The organism is Pseudomonas sp. UBA6310 (assembly GCF_002438225.1).
Lineage (GTDB): Bacteria > Pseudomonadota > Gammaproteobacteria > Pseudomonadales > Pseudomonadaceae > Pseudomonas_O > Pseudomonas_O kuykendallii.
Map to the genome: position 1 here is coordinate 160,184 of NZ_DJTK01000083.1, position 16,520 is coordinate 176,703.

The 16,520-nt window shown below is 66.4% G+C and carries 13 protein-coding genes; 7 read left to right on the forward strand and 6 right to left on the reverse strand.

Annotated features, from left to right (window positions below):
* Nucleotides 1–133 precede the first annotated feature (133 nt).
* Both B3E91_RS20935 and B3E91_RS20940 read left to right on the forward strand, forming a co-directional pair.
* Entirely contained in the window at nucleotides 134–1,552 is a 1,419-nt protein-coding gene (locus B3E91_RS20935; RefSeq protein WP_287031226.1) for a PLP-dependent aminotransferase family protein, read from the forward strand.
* A gap of 99 nt (nucleotides 1,553–1,651) precedes the next feature.
* A complete protein-coding gene (locus B3E91_RS20940) occupies nucleotides 1,652–3,184 on the forward strand; it encodes a phospholipase D family protein (RefSeq protein ID WP_287031227.1) in 1,533 nt (510 codons plus the stop codon).
* Between the two features lie 843 nt (nucleotides 3,185–4,027).
* On the opposite strand, the gene B3E91_RS20945 is transcribed toward B3E91_RS20940, so the two are convergent.
* Entirely contained in the window at nucleotides 4,028–5,176 is a 1,149-nt protein-coding gene (locus B3E91_RS20945; RefSeq protein ID WP_273234105.1) for an MFS transporter, read from the reverse strand.
* Between the two features lie 217 nt (nucleotides 5,177–5,393).
* A complete protein-coding gene (locus B3E91_RS20950) occupies nucleotides 5,394–6,884 on the reverse strand; it encodes an aldehyde dehydrogenase (protein WP_287031228.1) in 1,491 nt (496 codons plus the stop codon).
* A 184-nt stretch (nucleotides 6,885–7,068) separates the two neighbouring features.
* Here B3E91_RS20950 and B3E91_RS20955 point away from each other — a divergent pair, with 184 nt between their 5' ends.
* Nucleotides 7,069–7,434, forward strand: a complete 366-nt coding sequence (locus B3E91_RS20955) for a cupin domain-containing protein (protein WP_287031229.1) — start codon at nucleotides 7,069–7,071, stop codon at nucleotides 7,432–7,434.
* 99 nt (nucleotides 7,435–7,533) lie between these two features.
* On the opposite strand, the gene rpmG is transcribed toward B3E91_RS20955, so the two are convergent.
* Both rpmG and rpmB read right to left on the reverse strand, forming a co-directional pair.
* Nucleotides 7,534–7,689, reverse strand: coding sequence for a 50S ribosomal protein L33 (rpmG, locus tag B3E91_RS20960; protein ID WP_003284185.1), 156 nt, complete (start codon nucleotides 7,687–7,689; stop codon nucleotides 7,534–7,536).
* 26 nt (nucleotides 7,690–7,715) lie between these two features.
* Entirely contained in the window at nucleotides 7,716–7,952 is a 237-nt protein-coding gene (rpmB, locus tag B3E91_RS20965; RefSeq protein WP_090224368.1) for a 50S ribosomal protein L28, read from the reverse strand.
* Nucleotides 7,953–8,290: 338 nt separating this feature from the next.
* Between rpmB and B3E91_RS20970 the strand changes: the two genes are divergently transcribed.
* Nucleotides 8,291–9,868, forward strand: a complete 1,578-nt coding sequence (locus B3E91_RS20970; protein WP_287031230.1) for an ABC transporter substrate-binding protein — start codon at nucleotides 8,291–8,293, stop codon at nucleotides 9,866–9,868.
* A 10-nt stretch (nucleotides 9,869–9,878) separates the two neighbouring features.
* Here the strand turns inward: B3E91_RS20970 and B3E91_RS20975 are convergent, their stop codons facing one another.
* A complete protein-coding gene (locus B3E91_RS20975; RefSeq protein WP_287031231.1) occupies nucleotides 9,879–10,793 on the reverse strand; it encodes a D-hexose-6-phosphate mutarotase in 915 nt (304 codons plus the stop codon).
* Nucleotides 10,794–10,883: 90 nt separating this feature from the next.
* A complete protein-coding gene (locus B3E91_RS20980; RefSeq protein ID WP_090224374.1) occupies nucleotides 10,884–11,285 on the reverse strand; it encodes an acyl-CoA thioesterase in 402 nt (133 codons plus the stop codon).
* A 328-nt stretch (nucleotides 11,286–11,613) separates the two neighbouring features.
* Between B3E91_RS20980 and B3E91_RS20985 the strand changes: the two genes are divergently transcribed.
* The 3 genes from B3E91_RS20985 to B3E91_RS20995 all read left to right on the forward strand — a co-directional run bounded on the left by B3E91_RS20985 (nucleotide 11,614) and on the right by B3E91_RS20995 (nucleotide 16,492).
* Complete coding sequence (locus B3E91_RS20985; protein WP_273234085.1) at nucleotides 11,614–12,921, forward strand: MFS transporter; 1,308 nt, start codon at nucleotides 11,614–11,616, stop codon at nucleotides 12,919–12,921.
* A gap of 149 nt (nucleotides 12,922–13,070) precedes the next feature.
* Nucleotides 13,071–14,039, forward strand: coding sequence for a phosphate ABC transporter substrate-binding protein PstS family protein (locus tag B3E91_RS20990; protein ID WP_090224377.1), 969 nt, complete (start codon nucleotides 13,071–13,073; stop codon nucleotides 14,037–14,039).
* Between the two features lie 170 nt (nucleotides 14,040–14,209).
* Nucleotides 14,210–16,492, forward strand: a complete 2,283-nt coding sequence (locus B3E91_RS20995; protein WP_287031232.1) for an ABC transporter permease subunit — start codon at nucleotides 14,210–14,212, stop codon at nucleotides 16,490–16,492.
* Nucleotides 16,493–16,520 lie beyond the last annotated feature (28 nt).

Sequence of the window (16,520 nt, forward strand, 5' to 3'; positions counted from 1 at the left end):
ACATCATTGCGCTCATCGGAAAACCGATACAGATTCAGCGTATAGAAATTTACCCCATACAGCCGGGCGAAAATCACCTCTGAATCGACGGTTTTTGACGTATCTGTACTGATTGCAGAGGAATCCTCAGTCGATGACGCTTTACCAGAACCTTGCCGATGTGATCGGCGCCCGCATCGAGCAGGGCCTCTACCTGCCCGGCGATCGCCTGCCGTCGGTACGCGCGCTGAGCGTCGAGCACGGCGTCAGCCTGAGCACCGTGCAGCAGGCCTACCGGCACCTCGAGGACCAGGGCCTGGCGACACCGCGGCCGAAGTCGGGCTACTTCGTGCCCGCCGCGCGCCAGGTGCCGGCGCTGCCCAACGTGATCCGCAACGCGCAGCGGCCGGTGGAGGTCTCGCAGTGGGATCAGGTGCTGGAGCAGATCGGCGGCGAGCCCAGCGAGAAGCTGATCCAGCTCGGGCGCGGCCGCCCGGACATCAGCAGCCCGACGCTGAAACCGCTGCTGCGCTCGCTGTCACGGCTGGGCCGGCGCCAGGACCTGAACACCCTCACCTACGGCAACATCTATGGCGACATCGGCCTGCGCGAACAGATCTCGCGGCTGATGCTCGACTCCGGCTGCCAGATTCCGGCCACCGAGATCGTCGTGACCACCGGCTGCCACGAAGCGCTGTCCGCCGCCATTCGCGCCCTGTGCGAGCCCGGCGACATCGTCGCGGTGGACTCGCCGAGCTTCCATGGCGTGATGCAGGCGCTCAAGGGTTTCGGCATGAAGGCCCTGGAGCTGCCCAGCGACCCGCTCACCGGGATCAGCCTGGAGGCGCTGGAGCTGGCCCTGGAGCAGTGGCCGATCAAGGCCATCCAGCTCACCCCGACCTGCAACAGCCCGCTCGGCTACATCATGCCGGAGGCCAACAAGCGCGCCCTGCTGACGCTGGCCCAGCGCTACGACGTGGCGATCATCGAGGACGACGTCTACGGCGAACTGGCCTACCGCTACCCGCGCCCGCGCACCATCAAGTCGTTCGACGAGGATGGCCGCGTGCTGCTCTGCAGCTCCTTCTCGAAAACCCTGGCGCCCGGCATGCGGGTCGGCTGGATCGCCCCTGGCCGCTACCTGGACCGCGTGCTGCACATGAAATACATGGGCACCGGCGCCACCGCGCAACTGCCGCAACTGGCGCTCGCCGAATTCATCAGCGGCGGCCACTATGAACCGCACCTGCGGCGCATGCGCGCACAGTACCAGCGCAGCCGCGACGTGATGATCGAATGGATCGCCCGCTACTTCCCGGCCGGGGTGAAGGTCAGCCAGCCGCAGGGCAGTTTCATGATCTGGGTGGAAATGCCCGAGGGCTTCGACAGTCACCGGCTGAATCGTACCCTCGCCAGCCAGGGCATACAGATCGCCACCGGCAGCATCTTTTCCGCGGCGGGAAAATACCGGAACTGCCTGCGGATGAACTACGCCAGCAAGCCGAGCGCGCCGATCGAGCAGGCGGTGCGCGCCGTCGGCGAAGCGGTGGCGGCGCAGATGGCTGAAAGTTGAGCGGCGCGATTGCCCGCCCCAGAGCCCTCGCGCCGCTTCGCTGAATCAAACCGCGAGAGAGCCGTCTAACCGCTAGGTTGAATGTAGCGGGAGGCTACTTTGCGTCGACATCTGCTGTTGCTGGTTGCGCTACTGCTGACCGCCTGCGCCAATCACGTGCCGATCGAGCCCAGCCAGGCATTGCCGGCCAAGGATTCGCCGCTCGGCGCCGCCCTCATCGCCCAGTCACGGCAGCACCCGGCAGGACAGTCCGGCTTTCGCCTGCTGTCTTCCAGCACCGAGGCGTTCATCGCCCGCGCCGAGCTGATCCGCGCCGCCCGGCAGAGCCTCGACCTGCAGTACTACATCGTCCACGACGGCCTCAGCACCCGCGCGCTGATCGACGAGTTGCTCAAGGCCGCCGACCGCGGCGTGCGCGTGCGCATTCTCCTAGACGACACCACCAGCGACGGCCAGGACGACGAGATCGCCCTGCTCGGCGCCCACCCGAACGTCCAGGTACGGGTGTTCAACCCGCTGCACCTGGGCCGCGCCACCGGTATCACCCGCGCCTTGGGGCGGCTGTTCGACGTCACCCTGCAGCACCGCCGCATGCACAACAAACTCTGGCTGGCGGACAACGCCGTGGCGGTGGTCGGCGGGCGCAACCTGGGCGACGAGTATTTCGACGTCGAGCCGAACCTGAACTTCACCGACATCGACCTGCTCGGCGCCGGCCCGGTGGCCGAACAGCTCGGGCAGAGCTTCGATCAGTACTGGAACAGCGCGCTGAGCAAGCCGATCGAGCAATTCGTCAGCTTTCCGCCCAGCGCCCGCGACCTGGCGAAGACCCGTCGCGGACTGACCGACTATCTCAACGCGGCTCAGATCGAGCAGCGCGAGAACTACCAGCGACTGATGGACTACCAGGACCACCCGCGCCTGGCAGGCTGGCTGAACGAGCTGATCTGGGCGCACGGCAGCGCGATGTGGGATGCACCGACCAAGATCCTCAAGAGCGAGCCCGATCCACAGTTGCTGCTGACTTCGCAACTGGGCCCTGAGCTGACCAATGTCAGCGAGGAGCTGATGCTGATCTCCGCCTACTTCGTGCCCGCCGAGGATGGGCTGACCTACCTCACCGGGCGCGCCGACGCGGGCGTTTCGGTGAGCCTGCTGACCAACTCGCTGGAGGCCACCGACGTGCCTGCGGTGCACGGCGGTTACGCGCCCTACCGCAAGGCGCTGTTGCGTCACGGGGTGAAGCTCTTCGAGCTGCGCCGGCAGCCGGAGCAGGAGGCGTCCTACAACCTGAGCGGCTCCTCGGAGTCCAGCCTGCACAGCAAGGCGCTGGTGTTCGATCGGCGCAAGGTGTTCATCGGCTCGCTGAACTTCGACCCGCGCTCGATCCTCTGGAACACCGAGGTCGGCGTGCTGGTGGACAGCCCGGAGCTGGCCGGCGAGGTGCGCCGCCTGACCCTGGAAGGCATGGCGCCAGCGCTCAGCTACGAGGTGCGTCTGGAGAACGGGCGGCTGGTGTGGATCGCCGAGGACAATCGCCGCCTGCACCGCATCTACAGGGAGCCGGGCGGCGCCTGGCGCCAGTTCAACGCCTGGCTGGCCAAGGTCATCGGGCTGGAACGGTTGCTGTAGCCAGGCAGCGCAGCGACAGGCTGACGCCAAGGCCAAGGTCATCCGATTGACCGTAGGATGGGCTTCAGCCCACCGAGGTATGCCGGCAGAGTGGTGGGCTGAAGCCCACCCTACGAGCGTCAACGCCTGGCTGGCCAAGGTCATCGGGCTGGAGCGGCTGCTGTAGCCAGGCAGCGCAGCGACAGGCTGACGCCAAGGCCAAGGTCATCCGATTGACCATAGGGTGGGCTTCAGCCCACCGAGATACGCCGGCAGAGTGGTGGCCTGAAGCCCACCCTACGAGCGTCAACGCCTGGCTAGTCAAGGCAATCGGGCTGGAACGGTTGCTGTAGCCAGGTAGCGCAGCGACAGGCTGACGCCAAGGCCAAGGTCATCCGATTGACCGTAGGATGGGCTTCAGCCCACCGAGATATGCGGGCAGGTTGGCGGGCTAAAGCCCACCCTACGAGCGTCAACGCCTGGCTGGCCAAGGTCATCGGGCTGGAGCGGTTGCTGTAGCCAGGCAGCGCAGCGACAGGCTGACGCCAAGGCCAAGATCATCCGATTGACCGTAGGGTGGGCTTCAGCCCACCGAGATATGCCGGCAGGTTGGTGGGCTGAAGCCCACCCTACAAGCGTCAACGCCTGGCTGACCAAGGTCATCGGGCTGGAGCGGCTGCTGTAGCCAGGCAGCGCAGCGACAGGCTGACGCCAAGGCCAAGGTCATCCGATTGACCGTAGGGTGGGCTTCAGCCCACCGAGGTATGCCGGCAGAGTGGTGGGCTGAAGCCCACCCTACGAGATTGGCGATCAGCGGTATCGCATCGCCAGCAAGCTGGCTCCTACGAAGAGCAGGCAACCGCCCTACGTCTTCTGCGTCGACACCTCGATGAAGCCTCCCGGGCGCCGGATCAGCCAGACGAACACCGCCGCGCCCGCCGCCATCACCAGCGGCAACGCATGCCCGCTGAGCCACTGGCTGGCCGCGCCGGTGAGCAGCGGGCCGACCAGGCAACCCAATCCCCAGAGCTGCGCCACGTGCGCATTGGCGCGAACCAGTTCGTCGTCGCGATAGCGCTCGCCGATGAGGATCAGCGACAGGGTGAACAGCCCACCGGCGGCGGCGCCGAACAGCACCAGCAGCGGCCAGATCGCCTGGGTGTGCAGCAGCAGCGGGATGCTCAGGCTCGACACCAGCAGGAGCACGCCGCACGCGCGGAACAGCGTGCCGCGGGACATGCGGTCGGCGAGCAGGCCGATTGGCAGCTGCAGCGCGGCATCGCCGACCACCACCACGCTGGCCATCAGCAGCGCCACCTCCTGGGTGAATCCCTGTCGCAGCCCGTAGACCGGCAGCAGGGTCAGCATCATCGCCTCGAAGGCGGCGAACAGCGCCACCGCCCAGGCGATCGCCGGAAGCTTGCGGCAGAAGGCCAACAGACCTCGCCCGGAAGCGCCATGGGCATCCACGCGCGGCGCGCCGGAGCGGCCGAGCAGCACCAGCGAACCGCCGACCAGCAGGCCGGTGCCGGTCCAGAACGCCGAGTCGTTGTCGGTGCCGAGCAGGCTCAGCAGCAACGGCCCGGAGAGCTGGCTCAGCGCATAGCCGGTGCCATACAGGGCCACCAGGCGGCCGCGCCATTTCTCCGGGGCCAACTGGTTGATCCAGCTTTCGCCGAGGATGAACACCATCGTCAGCGCCACGCCGATCCCCAGGCGCAACGCCAGCCATACCGCGTAATGCTGCACCAGCGCCAGCAATGCCACGGACACCGCGCCGAGCAGCAGGCAGGTCTGCATCAGCCGCGTGGTTCCCAGCCGGGCGGCAAGATGGCCGGCCAGCGAGGCGCCGAGCAGCACGCCGACCGCCGGCGTCGCCGCCATCACGCCGATCGCGAAATTGCCGTAGCCCCAGCCCTCCAGGCGCAGCGACACCAGCGGCATGGTCACGCCCAGCGCCAGCCCGATGCTGATCACCGCCGCACAGACGGCGAAATAAGTCCCCCAACGCATGGTCGATCTCTCTTCTTTCACGGCAGCAAAGCAAACGGCCGGGTTCCCAAGGAAACCCGGCCGCAGGTAGGGCTCGCAACGAGCCGGCCCCGTGTACCGGGGCGGACCTTCTTGTTCGCGGGTCAGGCCCGCTGAGCGTGTTCTGGAATCTGCCGGAGCCTCGCGAGCGACAGGCGGGCCTGCGCTCAACGCCGCGCAGCAGACTCCAAACGGGTTCCTACAACTTGATCCAGGTGGACTTCAGCTCGGTGTACTTGTCGAAGGCGTGCAGCGACTTGTCGCGACCGTTACCCGACTGCTTGAAGCCACCGAAGGGCGCCGTCATGTCGCCGCCGTCGTACTGGTTGACCCACACGCTGCCGGCGCGCAGCGCCTTGGCGGTGAGGTGCGCCTTGGACAGGTTGCTGGTCCAGACCGCCGCGGCCAGGCCGTAGACAGTGTCGTTGGCGATGGCGATGGCTTCCTCGACATCGTCGAAGGCGATCACCGACAGCACCGGACCGAAGATCTCTTCCTTGGCGATGCGCATGGCGTTGTCCACGCCATCGAAGATGGTCGGCTCGACGTAGGTGCCGCCGGTTTCCTCCAGCACCCGCTTGCCGCCGGCGACTAGCCTGGCGCCGTCGTCGTGGCCGGCCTGGATGTAGGACAGCACGTTGTTCATCTGCGTGGTGTCGACCAGGGCGCCGACGCTGGTGGCCGGATCGAGCGGGTTGCCCGGCTTCCAGGCCTTCAGCGCCTCGATCACCAGCGGCAGGAACTGCTCCTTGATCGAGCGTTCGACCAGCAGGCGCGAACCGGCGGTACAGACCTCGCCCTGGTTGAAGGCGATGGCGCTGGCGGCGGCCTCGGCGGCGGCCTTGAGATCGGGCGCGTCGGCGAAGACGATGTTCGGGCTCTTGCCGCCGGCTTCCAGCCAGACGCGCTTCATGTTCGATTCGCCGGCGTAGACCATCAGCTGCTTGGCGATCCGCGTCGAGCCGGTGAACACCAGAGTATCGACGTCCATGTGCAGCGCCAGCGCGCGGCCGACCGTGTGGCCATGGCCCGGCAGCACGTTGAGCACGCCGGCCGGGATGCCCGCCTCGATGGCCAGCGCGGCGATGCGGATGGCGGTCAGCGGCGATTTTTCCGACGGTTTGAGGATCACCGAGTTGCCGGTGGCGAGCGCCGGGCCGAGCTTCCAGCTGCTCATCAGCAGCGGGAAGTTCCACGGCACGATGGCGGCAACCACGCCGACCGGTTCGCGGGTCACCAGGCCCAGCTCGTTGTGCGCGGTGGCGGCGACCTCGTCGTAGATCTTGTCGATCGCCTCGCCGCTCCAACGCAAGGCGCGGGCGGCGGCGGGAATGTCGACGGCCATGGAGTCGCTGATCGGCTTGCCCATGTCGAGGGTTTCCAGCAGCGCCAGTTCCTCGCCATTGGCTTCGATCAGGTCGGCGAACCGGATCATGATCGCCTTGCGCCGGGCGGGCGCCAGGCGCGACCAGACACCGGACTCGAACACCGCGCGGGCGTCGGCCACGGCGGCCTCGGCATCGGCCTTGTCGCAGCTGGAGACCCGCGCCAGCAGGCGGCCGTCGACCGGGCTGATGCACTCGAACGTCTCGCCGCTGGCGGCGTTGCGGTAGGCGCCGTGAATGAAGGCGCGGCCTTCGATGTGCAGGGCTTTGGCGCGCTGTTCCCAGTCGCTGCGGGTCAGGGTCATGGGGCAATCCTCTTCGTTCGTTGGACGCTGGCGCGCGTGCGGCACCGTCGCGCAAGGGTGCCGGCCACCCTAAACCACAGGGGCCGGGGTTTTCAATATTTTTTACAGCGCAGGGCAAAAGCTCTTCTCATGTTCGTTTTATTAAACATAAACTCGAAACTTTCCCGTTTTCGAGCTTCCAGACATGTCCATCGAACAGATCGTCGACCTCGCGCACTCCAGCGCCCCACTCGAGCAGTACCGCCCGGCCGCAGAAAAAATCCTTTCCGGCGATCCCGCCCAGTGCGTGCGCAACGTCTTCGCCAGCCCCTGCGGGCAATTCAACGTCGGCTTCTGGGAGGGCGCTCCCGGCCACTGGACGGTGAACTACAGCGAGCACGAGTACTGCGAGATTCTCGAGGGCGTCTCGGTGCTTCACGCTGCCGACGGCGGCAGCCGCACGGTGCGCGCCGGCGACCGTTTCGTCATTCCGGCCGGTTTCCATGGGAGCTGGGAAGTCGTCGAACGGTGCCGCAAGGTCTACGTGATCTTCGAACAGGCGGCCCAGTGACGGCGCGCGGTCCGCATAGATCGCCAACAGCCCGGGGTTTCCTGCGGGCAAGAAAAAGCCCGCCAATCGGCGGGCTTTTTCCATCAAGGGGCCGATCAATTACTTGATCTTGGCTTCCTTGTAGATCACGTGCTTACGAACGACCGGATCGAATTTCTTGATTTCGATCTTGTCGGGCGTAGTGCGCTTGTTTTTGTCGGTGGTGTAGAAGTGGCCGGTACCGGCGCTGGACACCAAACGGATCAGATCACGCATGTTGCTCTCCTAGAAAGACCGAAGCCTTAGAACTTTTCGCCACGGGCGCGGAGTTCGACCAGAATGGCGTCGATACCGCGTTTGTCGATGATACGCATACCCTTGGCAGAAACGCGCAGACGCACGAAACGTTTCTCGGTCTCGACCCAGAAACGGTGATGCTGCAGGTTCGGCAGGAAACGACGACGGGTTTTGTTGTTTGCGTGGGAAATGTTATTCCCGGTTACCGGACCCTTACCGGTAACTTGACAGACTCTCGACATGACTCAGCCCTCTGTAACCACATGCCCAACCCGGCATGGGTTGGCCGCTTGATCTCTCTGATTCGGCGCTTGGCGCCACGTTTCTTCGGGGTCTTACTGGCTGCGCCTTCGTGGGAAGGAACCAGGCCCCTAGAAAAGAGCGCTGCTTTATACCAGAACACCCCTACCCTAGCAAGGCGAAACACGCCATCGCCGAAGCGGGCGCCCGCGGTGCTACCGGCGCGCGGTGTGGGCGGCGGGGCTGTGCGGCGCACGACCGTCCGTCGCCGCAAAGCCGTTGTTCCGCCGCAGTGCATGGTCTAGGGTAAGTCCCCCGCGCCAGTCCACAGGAGTTCGCCGTGCGCCGCGCCATTCTATCCCTGCTGTTCTGCCCGTTGCTGGCGAACGCCGCCACCCTCGCCGTGTGCACCGAAGCCAGTCCGGACGGCTTCGACGTGGTCCAGTACAACTCGCTGACCACCACCAACGCCTCGGCCGACGTGCTGATGAACCGCCTGGTGGAGTTCGATGCCGAGAAAGGCACCCTGGTGCCGAGCCTGGCGACGCGCTGGGAAGTTTCCGCCGACGGCCTGAGCTACCGCTTCACGCTGCGCGACGACGTGAAGTTCCACAGCACCGACTACTTCACCCCGAGCCGCACGCTGAACGCCAGTGACGTGCTGTTCAGTTTCCGCCGCATGCTCGACCCCGAACATCCCTGGTACAGGACCGCGCCAGCCGGCTACCCGCACGCCCAGTCGATGCAGTGGCCGAGCCTGGTGGAGCGCATCGAGTCCAGCGACCCGCACAGGGTGACGATCGTCCTCAAGCACCCGGACGCAACCTTCCTCGCCACCCTGAGCATGGGTTTCGCCTCCATCTATTCCGCCGAGTACGCCGCCCAGCTGATGGCCGCCGGTACGCCGGAGAAGCTCAACAGCCAGCCGATCGGCAGCGGCCCGTTCATCCTCAAGCGCTACCAGAAGGATTCGGCGGTGCGCTACATCGCCAACCCGGACTACTTCGCCGGCAAGCCGGTGGCCGATGCGCTGATCTTCGCCATCACCCCGGACGCCAACGTGCGCCTGCAGCGCCTGCGCCGCAACGAGTGCCAGATCGCCCTGTCGCCGAAACCGCAGGACGTGCGCGAGGCGCAGGCCGACGCCAAGCTGAAGGTGATCGAGACGCCCGCCTTCATGACCGCTTTCGTCGCGTTGAACAGCCAGCATCCGCCACTGGACCAGGCCAAGGTGCGCCAGGCGATCAACCTGGCGTTCGACCGGCAGAACTACCTGAAGGTGGTCTTCGAGGGCAGCGCGACGGCCGCCAGCGGCCCCTATCCGCCGAACACCTGGAGCTACGCCAAGGACCTGCCGGGCTATGCCTACGATCCCCTGCAGGCCCGCCAGCTGCTGGCTGAGGCCGGCCTGGCCGACGGTTTCAAGACGACGATCTGGACCCGCCCCTCCGGTAGCCTGCTCAACCCCAACCCCGGTCTCGGCGCGCAGATGCTCCAGGCCGATCTGGCCAAGGTCGGCATCCAGGCCGAGATCCGCACGCTGGAATGGGGCGAGCTGATCCGCCGCGCGAAGGCCGGCGAGTACGATCTGCTGTTCATGGGCTGGGCCGGCGACAACGGCGACCCGGACAACTTCCTCACCCCGCAGTTTTCCTGCGCGTCGGTGCAGTCCGGGCTGAACTTCGCGCGTTATTGCGATCCGCGCCTGGACGGGCTGATCGGCGACGGCAAGCGCACCTCCGACCAGGCCAGGCGCAGCGCCCTGTACCAGCAGGCGCAGCAGCTGATCCAGGAGCAGGCGCTGTGGTTGCCGCTGGCGCACCCGACCGCCAGCGCGCTGGTGCGCGCCGATGTCGAGGGTTACCGGGTCAGCCCGTTCGGGCGGCAGGACTTCGCGAACGTGAAAGGCGGGCGCTGAGCGGCGCCGATCAGAGCGCTTCGGCGCGGATCGAGACGCCCATCTCGTGGGTCGCCTCCGGCGCCAGGACGATGCAGTCGTCCATGACGTTGGCGGTTTCGATGCAGAGCATCCGCTGCCAGGCGTCGTCGGCGAACTGCGAGAGCCGTGCGGCCTTGTCGATCCACGGGTTCCACAGCACGGCCGAATCCGATCCGCTGGCCTGCAGCACGATGCGCCGCTGCCAGGCCGGGTCGACGATGCTCAGTGTCGGCGGCAGGTCCAGGTAGATGCGGTCGGTCTCGCCGGTGAAGCGCAGCGCGCCCTGCTGGCGGCGCTCCTGCCAGTTCTCCAGCGTCTCGATGTAGCGACGCCCTTCGAGCCCCTCGACGCTGACCCGATGGATGTCGCCGACCGCGAAATAGCTGTGCAGCGCCTGGCTGAACGCCACCGGCTCGCGACCCAGGTTGGTGGTGCTCAGGCTGATGCTCAGGCGCGTGTCGAGGCGAACGGCGAGCTTCAGCTCCAGCGCATGCGGCCAGCCGGGCAGGCCGTCCTCGGCGGCGTCGAGGATGAACTCGATGGACACGCCATCGTCCTCGTCGGCGATGTTCAGCAACTGCCAGTCACGCGCGCGCACCTCGCCATGCGCCGGTGCCGGCGTATCGGCCCGGCGCATCGCCTGCACTTCGGCGGGGTTGCGCGCCAGGTCGCCGAACCACGGCCAGCACACCGGCACTCCGCCACGCACCGACTGGCCGCGGGTGAACGCGGCGTCCTCGCTGAGCCAGATCAGCGGGCGTCCGCCGGCCGGGGTGTAGGCGAGCACCTGGGCGCCCTGTTCGGCGATCAGCATCTCGGCGCCATCGGCACCGCGAATCTGCCAGCAGGCGAGGTCGCCACGCTCGATGCGTTCGATGTGTGCGCTGCGGGAGGCCAGGGCCATGCGGGGATCTCCGAAAAAACGTCGCCAGGGAGGCGGACACGCCGCGGCACCGACGCGATGGGCGACGGCGCGCGGCAGGTGAAGAAAGGCTCAGCGGCGCGGCGGTACCGGGCGGGTGCGCCCGCTGCCGTCGATGGCGACGAAGACGAACACCGCCTCGGTGACCTTGCGCCACTCGCTGGACAGCGGGTCGTCGCTCCACACCTCGACCAGCATCTGGATCGAGCTGCGCCCGACTTCCAGGGCCTCGGTATAAAAGGAAAGCTGCGCGCCGACGGCCACCGGAACCAGGAACGCCATGCGGTCGATGGCCACGGTGGCGACACGGCCGCCGGCGACCTTGCTCGCCATGGCGGTGCCGGCGAGGTCCATCTGCGCGACCAGCCAGCCGCCGAAGATGTCACCGAAACCGTTGGTTTCGCGCGGTAGCGCGGTTATCTGCAAGGCCAGGTCACCCTGGGGGGTGAGGTTTTCTTCTTCGATCTCGATCATTGCCTGGAAGCCTCAGCCTCTCAATTTATTGGAATTGGAGAGACGCGGTTTAAGTGGGGAATTCCGCAAAGACCCCGTCGGATCACGACGACGCGGTGCTGTGCCGCTCGCCGGACGGATGATCTTTGCGCAATGCCCCCGGCCACGCGCGCCGGGACGGGCGGCGCTGCCGTGCCGGCAGTATATCGGCGGATGCGTCGAGCGACGACCGCAGGGTTCCGCTTTTCGCGAGGCGCCCCGCAAAAGCTGTGTCGATGTGTCGCAATTTGCTAGAGTCCGCGGCTGCGGCGGCTCAACGCCGCGGCCTTCCACGAGAAACAACACCGCCATGCATGCCCTGCCTACCGGTTCCGCGCCGGTGACGCGCCCGTTGACCCGCAACGACTACAAGACGCTCGCCCTCTCCGCCCTCGGGGGCGCGCTGGAATTCTACGATTTCATCATTTTCGTGTTCTTCGCCACCGTGGTCGGCAAATTGTTCTTCCCCGTCGACATGCCCGAGTGGCTGCGCCTGCTGCAGACCTTCGGCATCTTCGCCGCCGGCTACCTGGCGCGCCCGCTGGGCGGCATCGTCATGGCGCACTTCGGCGACCTGCTCGGGCGCAAGCGCATGTTCACCCTGAGCATCTTCCTGATGGCGGTGCCGACGCTGCTGATGGGCCTGCTGCCGACCTACGCGCAGATCGGCATCCTCGCGCCGCTGGCGCTGCTCCTGCTGCGGGTGATCCAGGGCGCGGCGATCGGCGGCGAAGTGCCGGGCGCCTGGGTGTTCGTCGCCGAGCACGTGCCGCGGCGCAACGTCGGCTACGCCTGCGGCACCCTGACCTCGGGGCTGACCGCGGGCATCCTGCTCGGTTCGCTGATGGCGACGCTGATCAACAGCCTCTACAGCGCCGAGGACATCGCCGCCTGGGCCTGGCGCGTGCCCTTCGTCATCGGCGGTGTGTTCGGCCTGTTCTCGGTGTACCTGCGCCGCTGGCTGCACGAAACCCCGGTGTTCGCCGAGCTGCAGCAACGCAAGGCGCTGGCCGACGAACTGCCGCTGAAGACCGTGCTGCGCGGCCATCGCCGCGCAGTGGCGATCTCCATGCTGCTGACCTGGGTGCTTTCCGCCGGCATCGTGGTGGTGATCCTGATGACGCCCAGCGTGCTGCAGAGCGCCTACGGCTTCGACGCCGCCCAGGCGCTGAAGGCCAACAGCCTGGCCATCGTCATGCTCAGCCTCGGTTGCATCGCTGCCGGCGCGCTGGCCGACCGCGTCGGCGCCGGGAAGGTGTTCGTCGTCGGCAGCCTGCTGCTGGCCGCCAGTTCCTGGACCTTCTACAGCCAGCTGCACGCGCACCCGGACCTGCTGTTCCCGCTCTACGCGCTGACCGGCCTGTGCGTCGGCACCATCGGCGCCGTGCCTTTCGTGATGGTCAACGCCTTCCCCGCCGCCGTCCGCTTCACCGGGCTGTCGTTCTCCTACAACCTGGCCTACGCGATCTTCGGCGGGCTGACGCCGATGAGCGTCGCGCTGTTGCTCAAATACAGCCCGCTCGGCCCGGCCTACTACGTGCTGGCGCTGTGCGGCCTGGGCCTGGCGCTGGGTCTCTACCTGCTCGACGCCGAGCGCTGGCAAGCCACCCCGCACTGACCGCCACGCGCCATTCCGAGGCCCGCCACGCGCGGGCCTCGGCATTTCTGTGGTCGTCATTCAATTGTCATAAACCTTTCATAGAGTGTTCATACGGCCTGCCGATACTGGCCCCCGTTCGACCCACACTGGAATGCTAGGAGCAAGGCATGAAACTGAATCGTCTAATGGCGGCCCTGACCTTCGTCGCCGCTGGCGTAGGCACCGCAAGCGCGTTCGCCGCGATCGACCCGGCGCTGCCCACCTATGAGAAAACCTCCGGCGTGTCCGGCAACCTGTCCAGCGTCGGTTCCGATACCCTGGCCAACCTGATGACCCTGTGGGCCGAGAACTACAAGAAGTTCTACCCCAACGTGAACATCCAGATTCAGGCTGCCGGTTCTTCCACCGCACCGCCGGCACTCACCGAAGGCACCTCCAACCTCGGCCCGATGAGCCGTCAGATGAAGGACGCCGAGATCCAGGCCTTCGAAGAGAAGTACGGCTACAAGCCGACCGCCGTTCCGGTCGCGATCGATGCCCTGGCCGTGTTCGTGCACAAGGACAACCCGATCAAGCAACTGACCATGCAGCAGGTCGATGCGATCTTCTCCAGCACCCGCCTGTGCGGCGAGCCGAAGGAGATCAAGTCCTGGGGTGAAACCGGCCTGACCGGCGAATGGGCGAACAAGCCGATCCAGCTGTTCGGTCGCAACTCGGTATCCGGCACCTACGGTTACTTCAAGGAAGAAGCGCTGTGCAAAGGCGACTTCAAGTCCAACGTCAACGAGCAGCCGGGTTCGGCCTCGGTGGTGCAGTCGATCTCCAGCACCCTGAACGCCATCGGTTACTCGGGGATCGGCTACAAGACCTCCAGCGTCCGCGCCGTTCCCCTGGTCAACAAGAAGGGTGAGCTGGAAGAAGCCAACGAAACCAACGCCCTGTCCGGCAAGTACCCGCTGGCGCGCTTCCTCTACGTCTACGTGAACAAGGCGCCGAACAAGCCCCTGGCGCCGCTGGAAGCGCAGTTCCTGAAGATGGTCCTGTCCAAGCAGGGTCAGGAAGTGGTGGTGAAGGACGGCTACATCCCGCTGCCGGCCAAGGTGGTCGAGAAGGCCCTGAAGGACGCCGGCCTGTAACGGGCGCGCGGCGACCGCAAGGCGCCCGTCGTGCCTGACGAAGCCCGCTGCTCCTCTGGGGCGGCGGGCATCGTCATGTCAGCACTCTGTCATCTATCTGTCACAGAAGGCAGCTAGATTGAAGACCCTCGCAACAAGCGGCCCTGTTCGCAGCGCCCCGAGAATTCCTCATGAATGACCTGGCCAACAACAGCATGAGCGCCCAATCGAACGGCCTGAGGCTGGATTTCAACACCCCCGCCCAGCAACGCAAACGGCGCGTTCGCGCGTTCAAGGACCGGCTCACCCGCTGGTACGTGTCGATCGGTGGCCTGGCCGTGCTCGGCGCCATCACGCTGATCTTCTTCTACCTCGCCCACGTGGTGCTGCCGATCTTCGCCGGCGCCGAGCTGAAGCCGCTGAAAGCGCAGCAGCCCGCCTGGCTGGCCGCGCAGAGCGACGCGCTGCTGCTCGCCGTGGAAGAACAGAACAAGGTGGCGATGCGCCTCGATCGCGCCGGCCAGGTGCAGTTCTTCACCCTCAAGGACAGCACGCCGCTGAACCGCGTGCAGCTGCCGCTGCCGGCGGGCGCCAGCATCACCTCGGTGAGCCAGGACCAGCCCGGCAGCCACCGTGTGCTGCTCGGCCTGTCCAACGGCCAGGTGCTGGTGTTCACCCACACCTACCCGGTGACCTACCCGGACAACGTCAAAACCATCACGCCGACGCTGCAGTACCCGTTCGGCGAGGCGCCGATCGTGCTCGACCCGCAGGGCCGCGCGCTGGAGCACGTGGCGCTCAGCGAGAACGGCGACACGCTGATGCTCGCCGGCTCCAGCGGCGCCGAACTGAGCCTGCTGTCGATCAGCCGCGAAGAGAACCTGATGACCGGCGAGGTCAGCCAGGACGAGACGCGCATCGCCCTGCCGCAGATCGCCGAGCCGATCAAGGCGCTGGTCATCGACCCGCGCCAGCAGTGGCTCTACGTGATCAACGGCAAGGCCACCGCCGACGTCTTCGACCTGCGCAGCAAGAGCCTCAACGGCCGTTACGCGATGCTCAAGGGCGACGCCGAAGTCAGCACCCTCAGCCCGCTGCTCGGCGGCACCTCGCTGCTGGTCGGCGACAGCAAGGGCGGCATCGCCCAGTGGTTCATGGTCCGCGACGGCGACGGCAAGTCGGTGCTGACGCACATCCGCGACTTCAGCCTCGGTGAAAAACCGATCACCCAGATCGTCCCCGAGGAACGTCGCAAGGGCTTCATGGCGCTGGACGCCGACGGCACGCTCGGCATCTTCCACAGCACCGCGCACCGCACCCTGCTGGTCCAGCGGGTCGCCGATGGCGAAACCCACGCCGCGCTGTCGCCGCGCGCTTCGCGCCTGCTGGTGGAGTCCAACGGACAGCTGCAACGCTTCGTGGTCGACAACCCGCACCCGGAAGTGTCCTGGAGCGCGCTGTGGAGCAAGGTCTGGTACGAGAACTACGACGAACCGCGCTACGTCTGGCAGTCGACCTCGGCCAATAGTGATTTCGAGCCCAAGCTGAGCCTCGCCCCGCTGACCTTCGGCACCCTGAAGGCAGCCTTCTACGCGATGATCCTCGCCGCCCCGCTGGCGATCTGCGCGGCCATCTACACCGCCTACTTCATGGCCCCGGCGATGCGCCGCAAGGTCAAGCCGGTGATCGAGCTGATGGAAGCGCTGCCGACGGTGATCCTCGGCTTCTTCGCCGGGCTGTTCCTCGCGCCCTACGTCGAAGGGCACCTGCCGGGCATCTTCAGCCTGCTGTTGCTGACGCCGGTCGGCGTTCTCCTCGCCGCCTACCTGTGGAGTCGCCTGCCGGAGAAAGTCCGCCTGGCGATTCCCGAGGGCTGGGAAGCGGCGCTGCTGATCCCGGTGATCCTCGGCGTCGGCGCGCTGTCGCTGGGCATGAGCGGGCACCTGGAGAACTGGCTGTTCGGCGGTGACATGCGCCACTGGCTGTCCAACGACCTCGGCATCGCGTTCGACCAGCGCAACGCCCTGGTGGTCGGCCTGGCGATGGGCTTCGCGGTGATCCCGAACATCTTCTCGATCGCCGAGGACGCCGTGTTCAGCGTGCCGAAAAGCCTCACCTTCGGCTCTCTGGCCCTCGGCGCGACGCCCTGGCAGACCATGACCCGCGTGGTGATCCTCACCGCCAGCCCGGGGATCTTCTCGGCGCTGATGATCGGCCTCGGCCGCGCGGTGGGCGAGACCATGATCGTGCTGATGGCCACCGGCAACACGCCGATCATGGACATGAACATCTTCGAGGGCCTGCGCACCCTGGCGGCCAACACCGCGGTGGAAATGCCCGAATCCGAAGTGGGCAGCTCGCACTACCGGGTGCTGTTCCTCGCCGCGCTGGTGCTGCTGAGCTTCACCTTCGTGATGAACACCCTGGCGGAAGTGATCCGTACCCGCCTGCGCAAGAAATACGCCTCGCTATAGATACACGGCCGGCCACGCCGGCCCGCTG

Bases quoted from the DNA above. Each gene is read 5' to 3' on its own strand.
- B3E91_RS20990 (WP_090224377.1), top strand. From the start codon at position 13,071: ATGAAACTGAATCGTCTAATGGCGGCCCTGACCTTCGTCGCCGCTGGC.
- B3E91_RS20945 (WP_273234105.1), bottom strand. From the start codon at position 5,176: ATGCGTTGGGGGACTTATTTCGCCGTCTGTGCGGCGGTGATCAGCATC.
- B3E91_RS20985 (WP_273234085.1), top strand. From the start codon at position 11,614: ATGCATGCCCTGCCTACCGGTTCCGCGCCGGTGACGCGCCCGTTGACC.
- B3E91_RS20950 (WP_287031228.1), bottom strand. From the start codon at position 6,884: ATGACCCTGACCCGCAGCGACTGGGAACAGCGCGCCAAAGCCCTGCAC.
- B3E91_RS20975 (WP_287031231.1), bottom strand. From the start codon at position 10,793: ATGGCCCTGGCCTCCCGCAGCGCACACATCGAACGCATCGAGCGTGGC.
- B3E91_RS20995 (WP_287031232.1), top strand. From the start codon at position 14,210: ATGAATGACCTGGCCAACAACAGCATGAGCGCCCAATCGAACGGCCTG.
- B3E91_RS20955 (WP_287031229.1), top strand. From the start codon at position 7,069: ATGTCCATCGAACAGATCGTCGACCTCGCGCACTCCAGCGCCCCACTC.
- rpmB (WP_090224368.1), bottom strand. From the start codon at position 7,952: ATGTCGAGAGTCTGTCAAGTTACCGGTAAGGGTCCGGTAACCGGGAAT.
- rpmG (WP_003284185.1), bottom strand. From the start codon at position 7,689: ATGCGTGATCTGATCCGTTTGGTGTCCAGCGCCGGTACCGGCCACTTC.
- B3E91_RS20980 (WP_090224374.1), bottom strand. From the start codon at position 11,285: ATGATCGAGATCGAAGAAGAAAACCTCACCCCCCAGGGTGACCTGGCC.
- B3E91_RS20935 (WP_287031226.1), top strand. From the start codon at position 134: ATGACGCTTTACCAGAACCTTGCCGATGTGATCGGCGCCCGCATCGAG.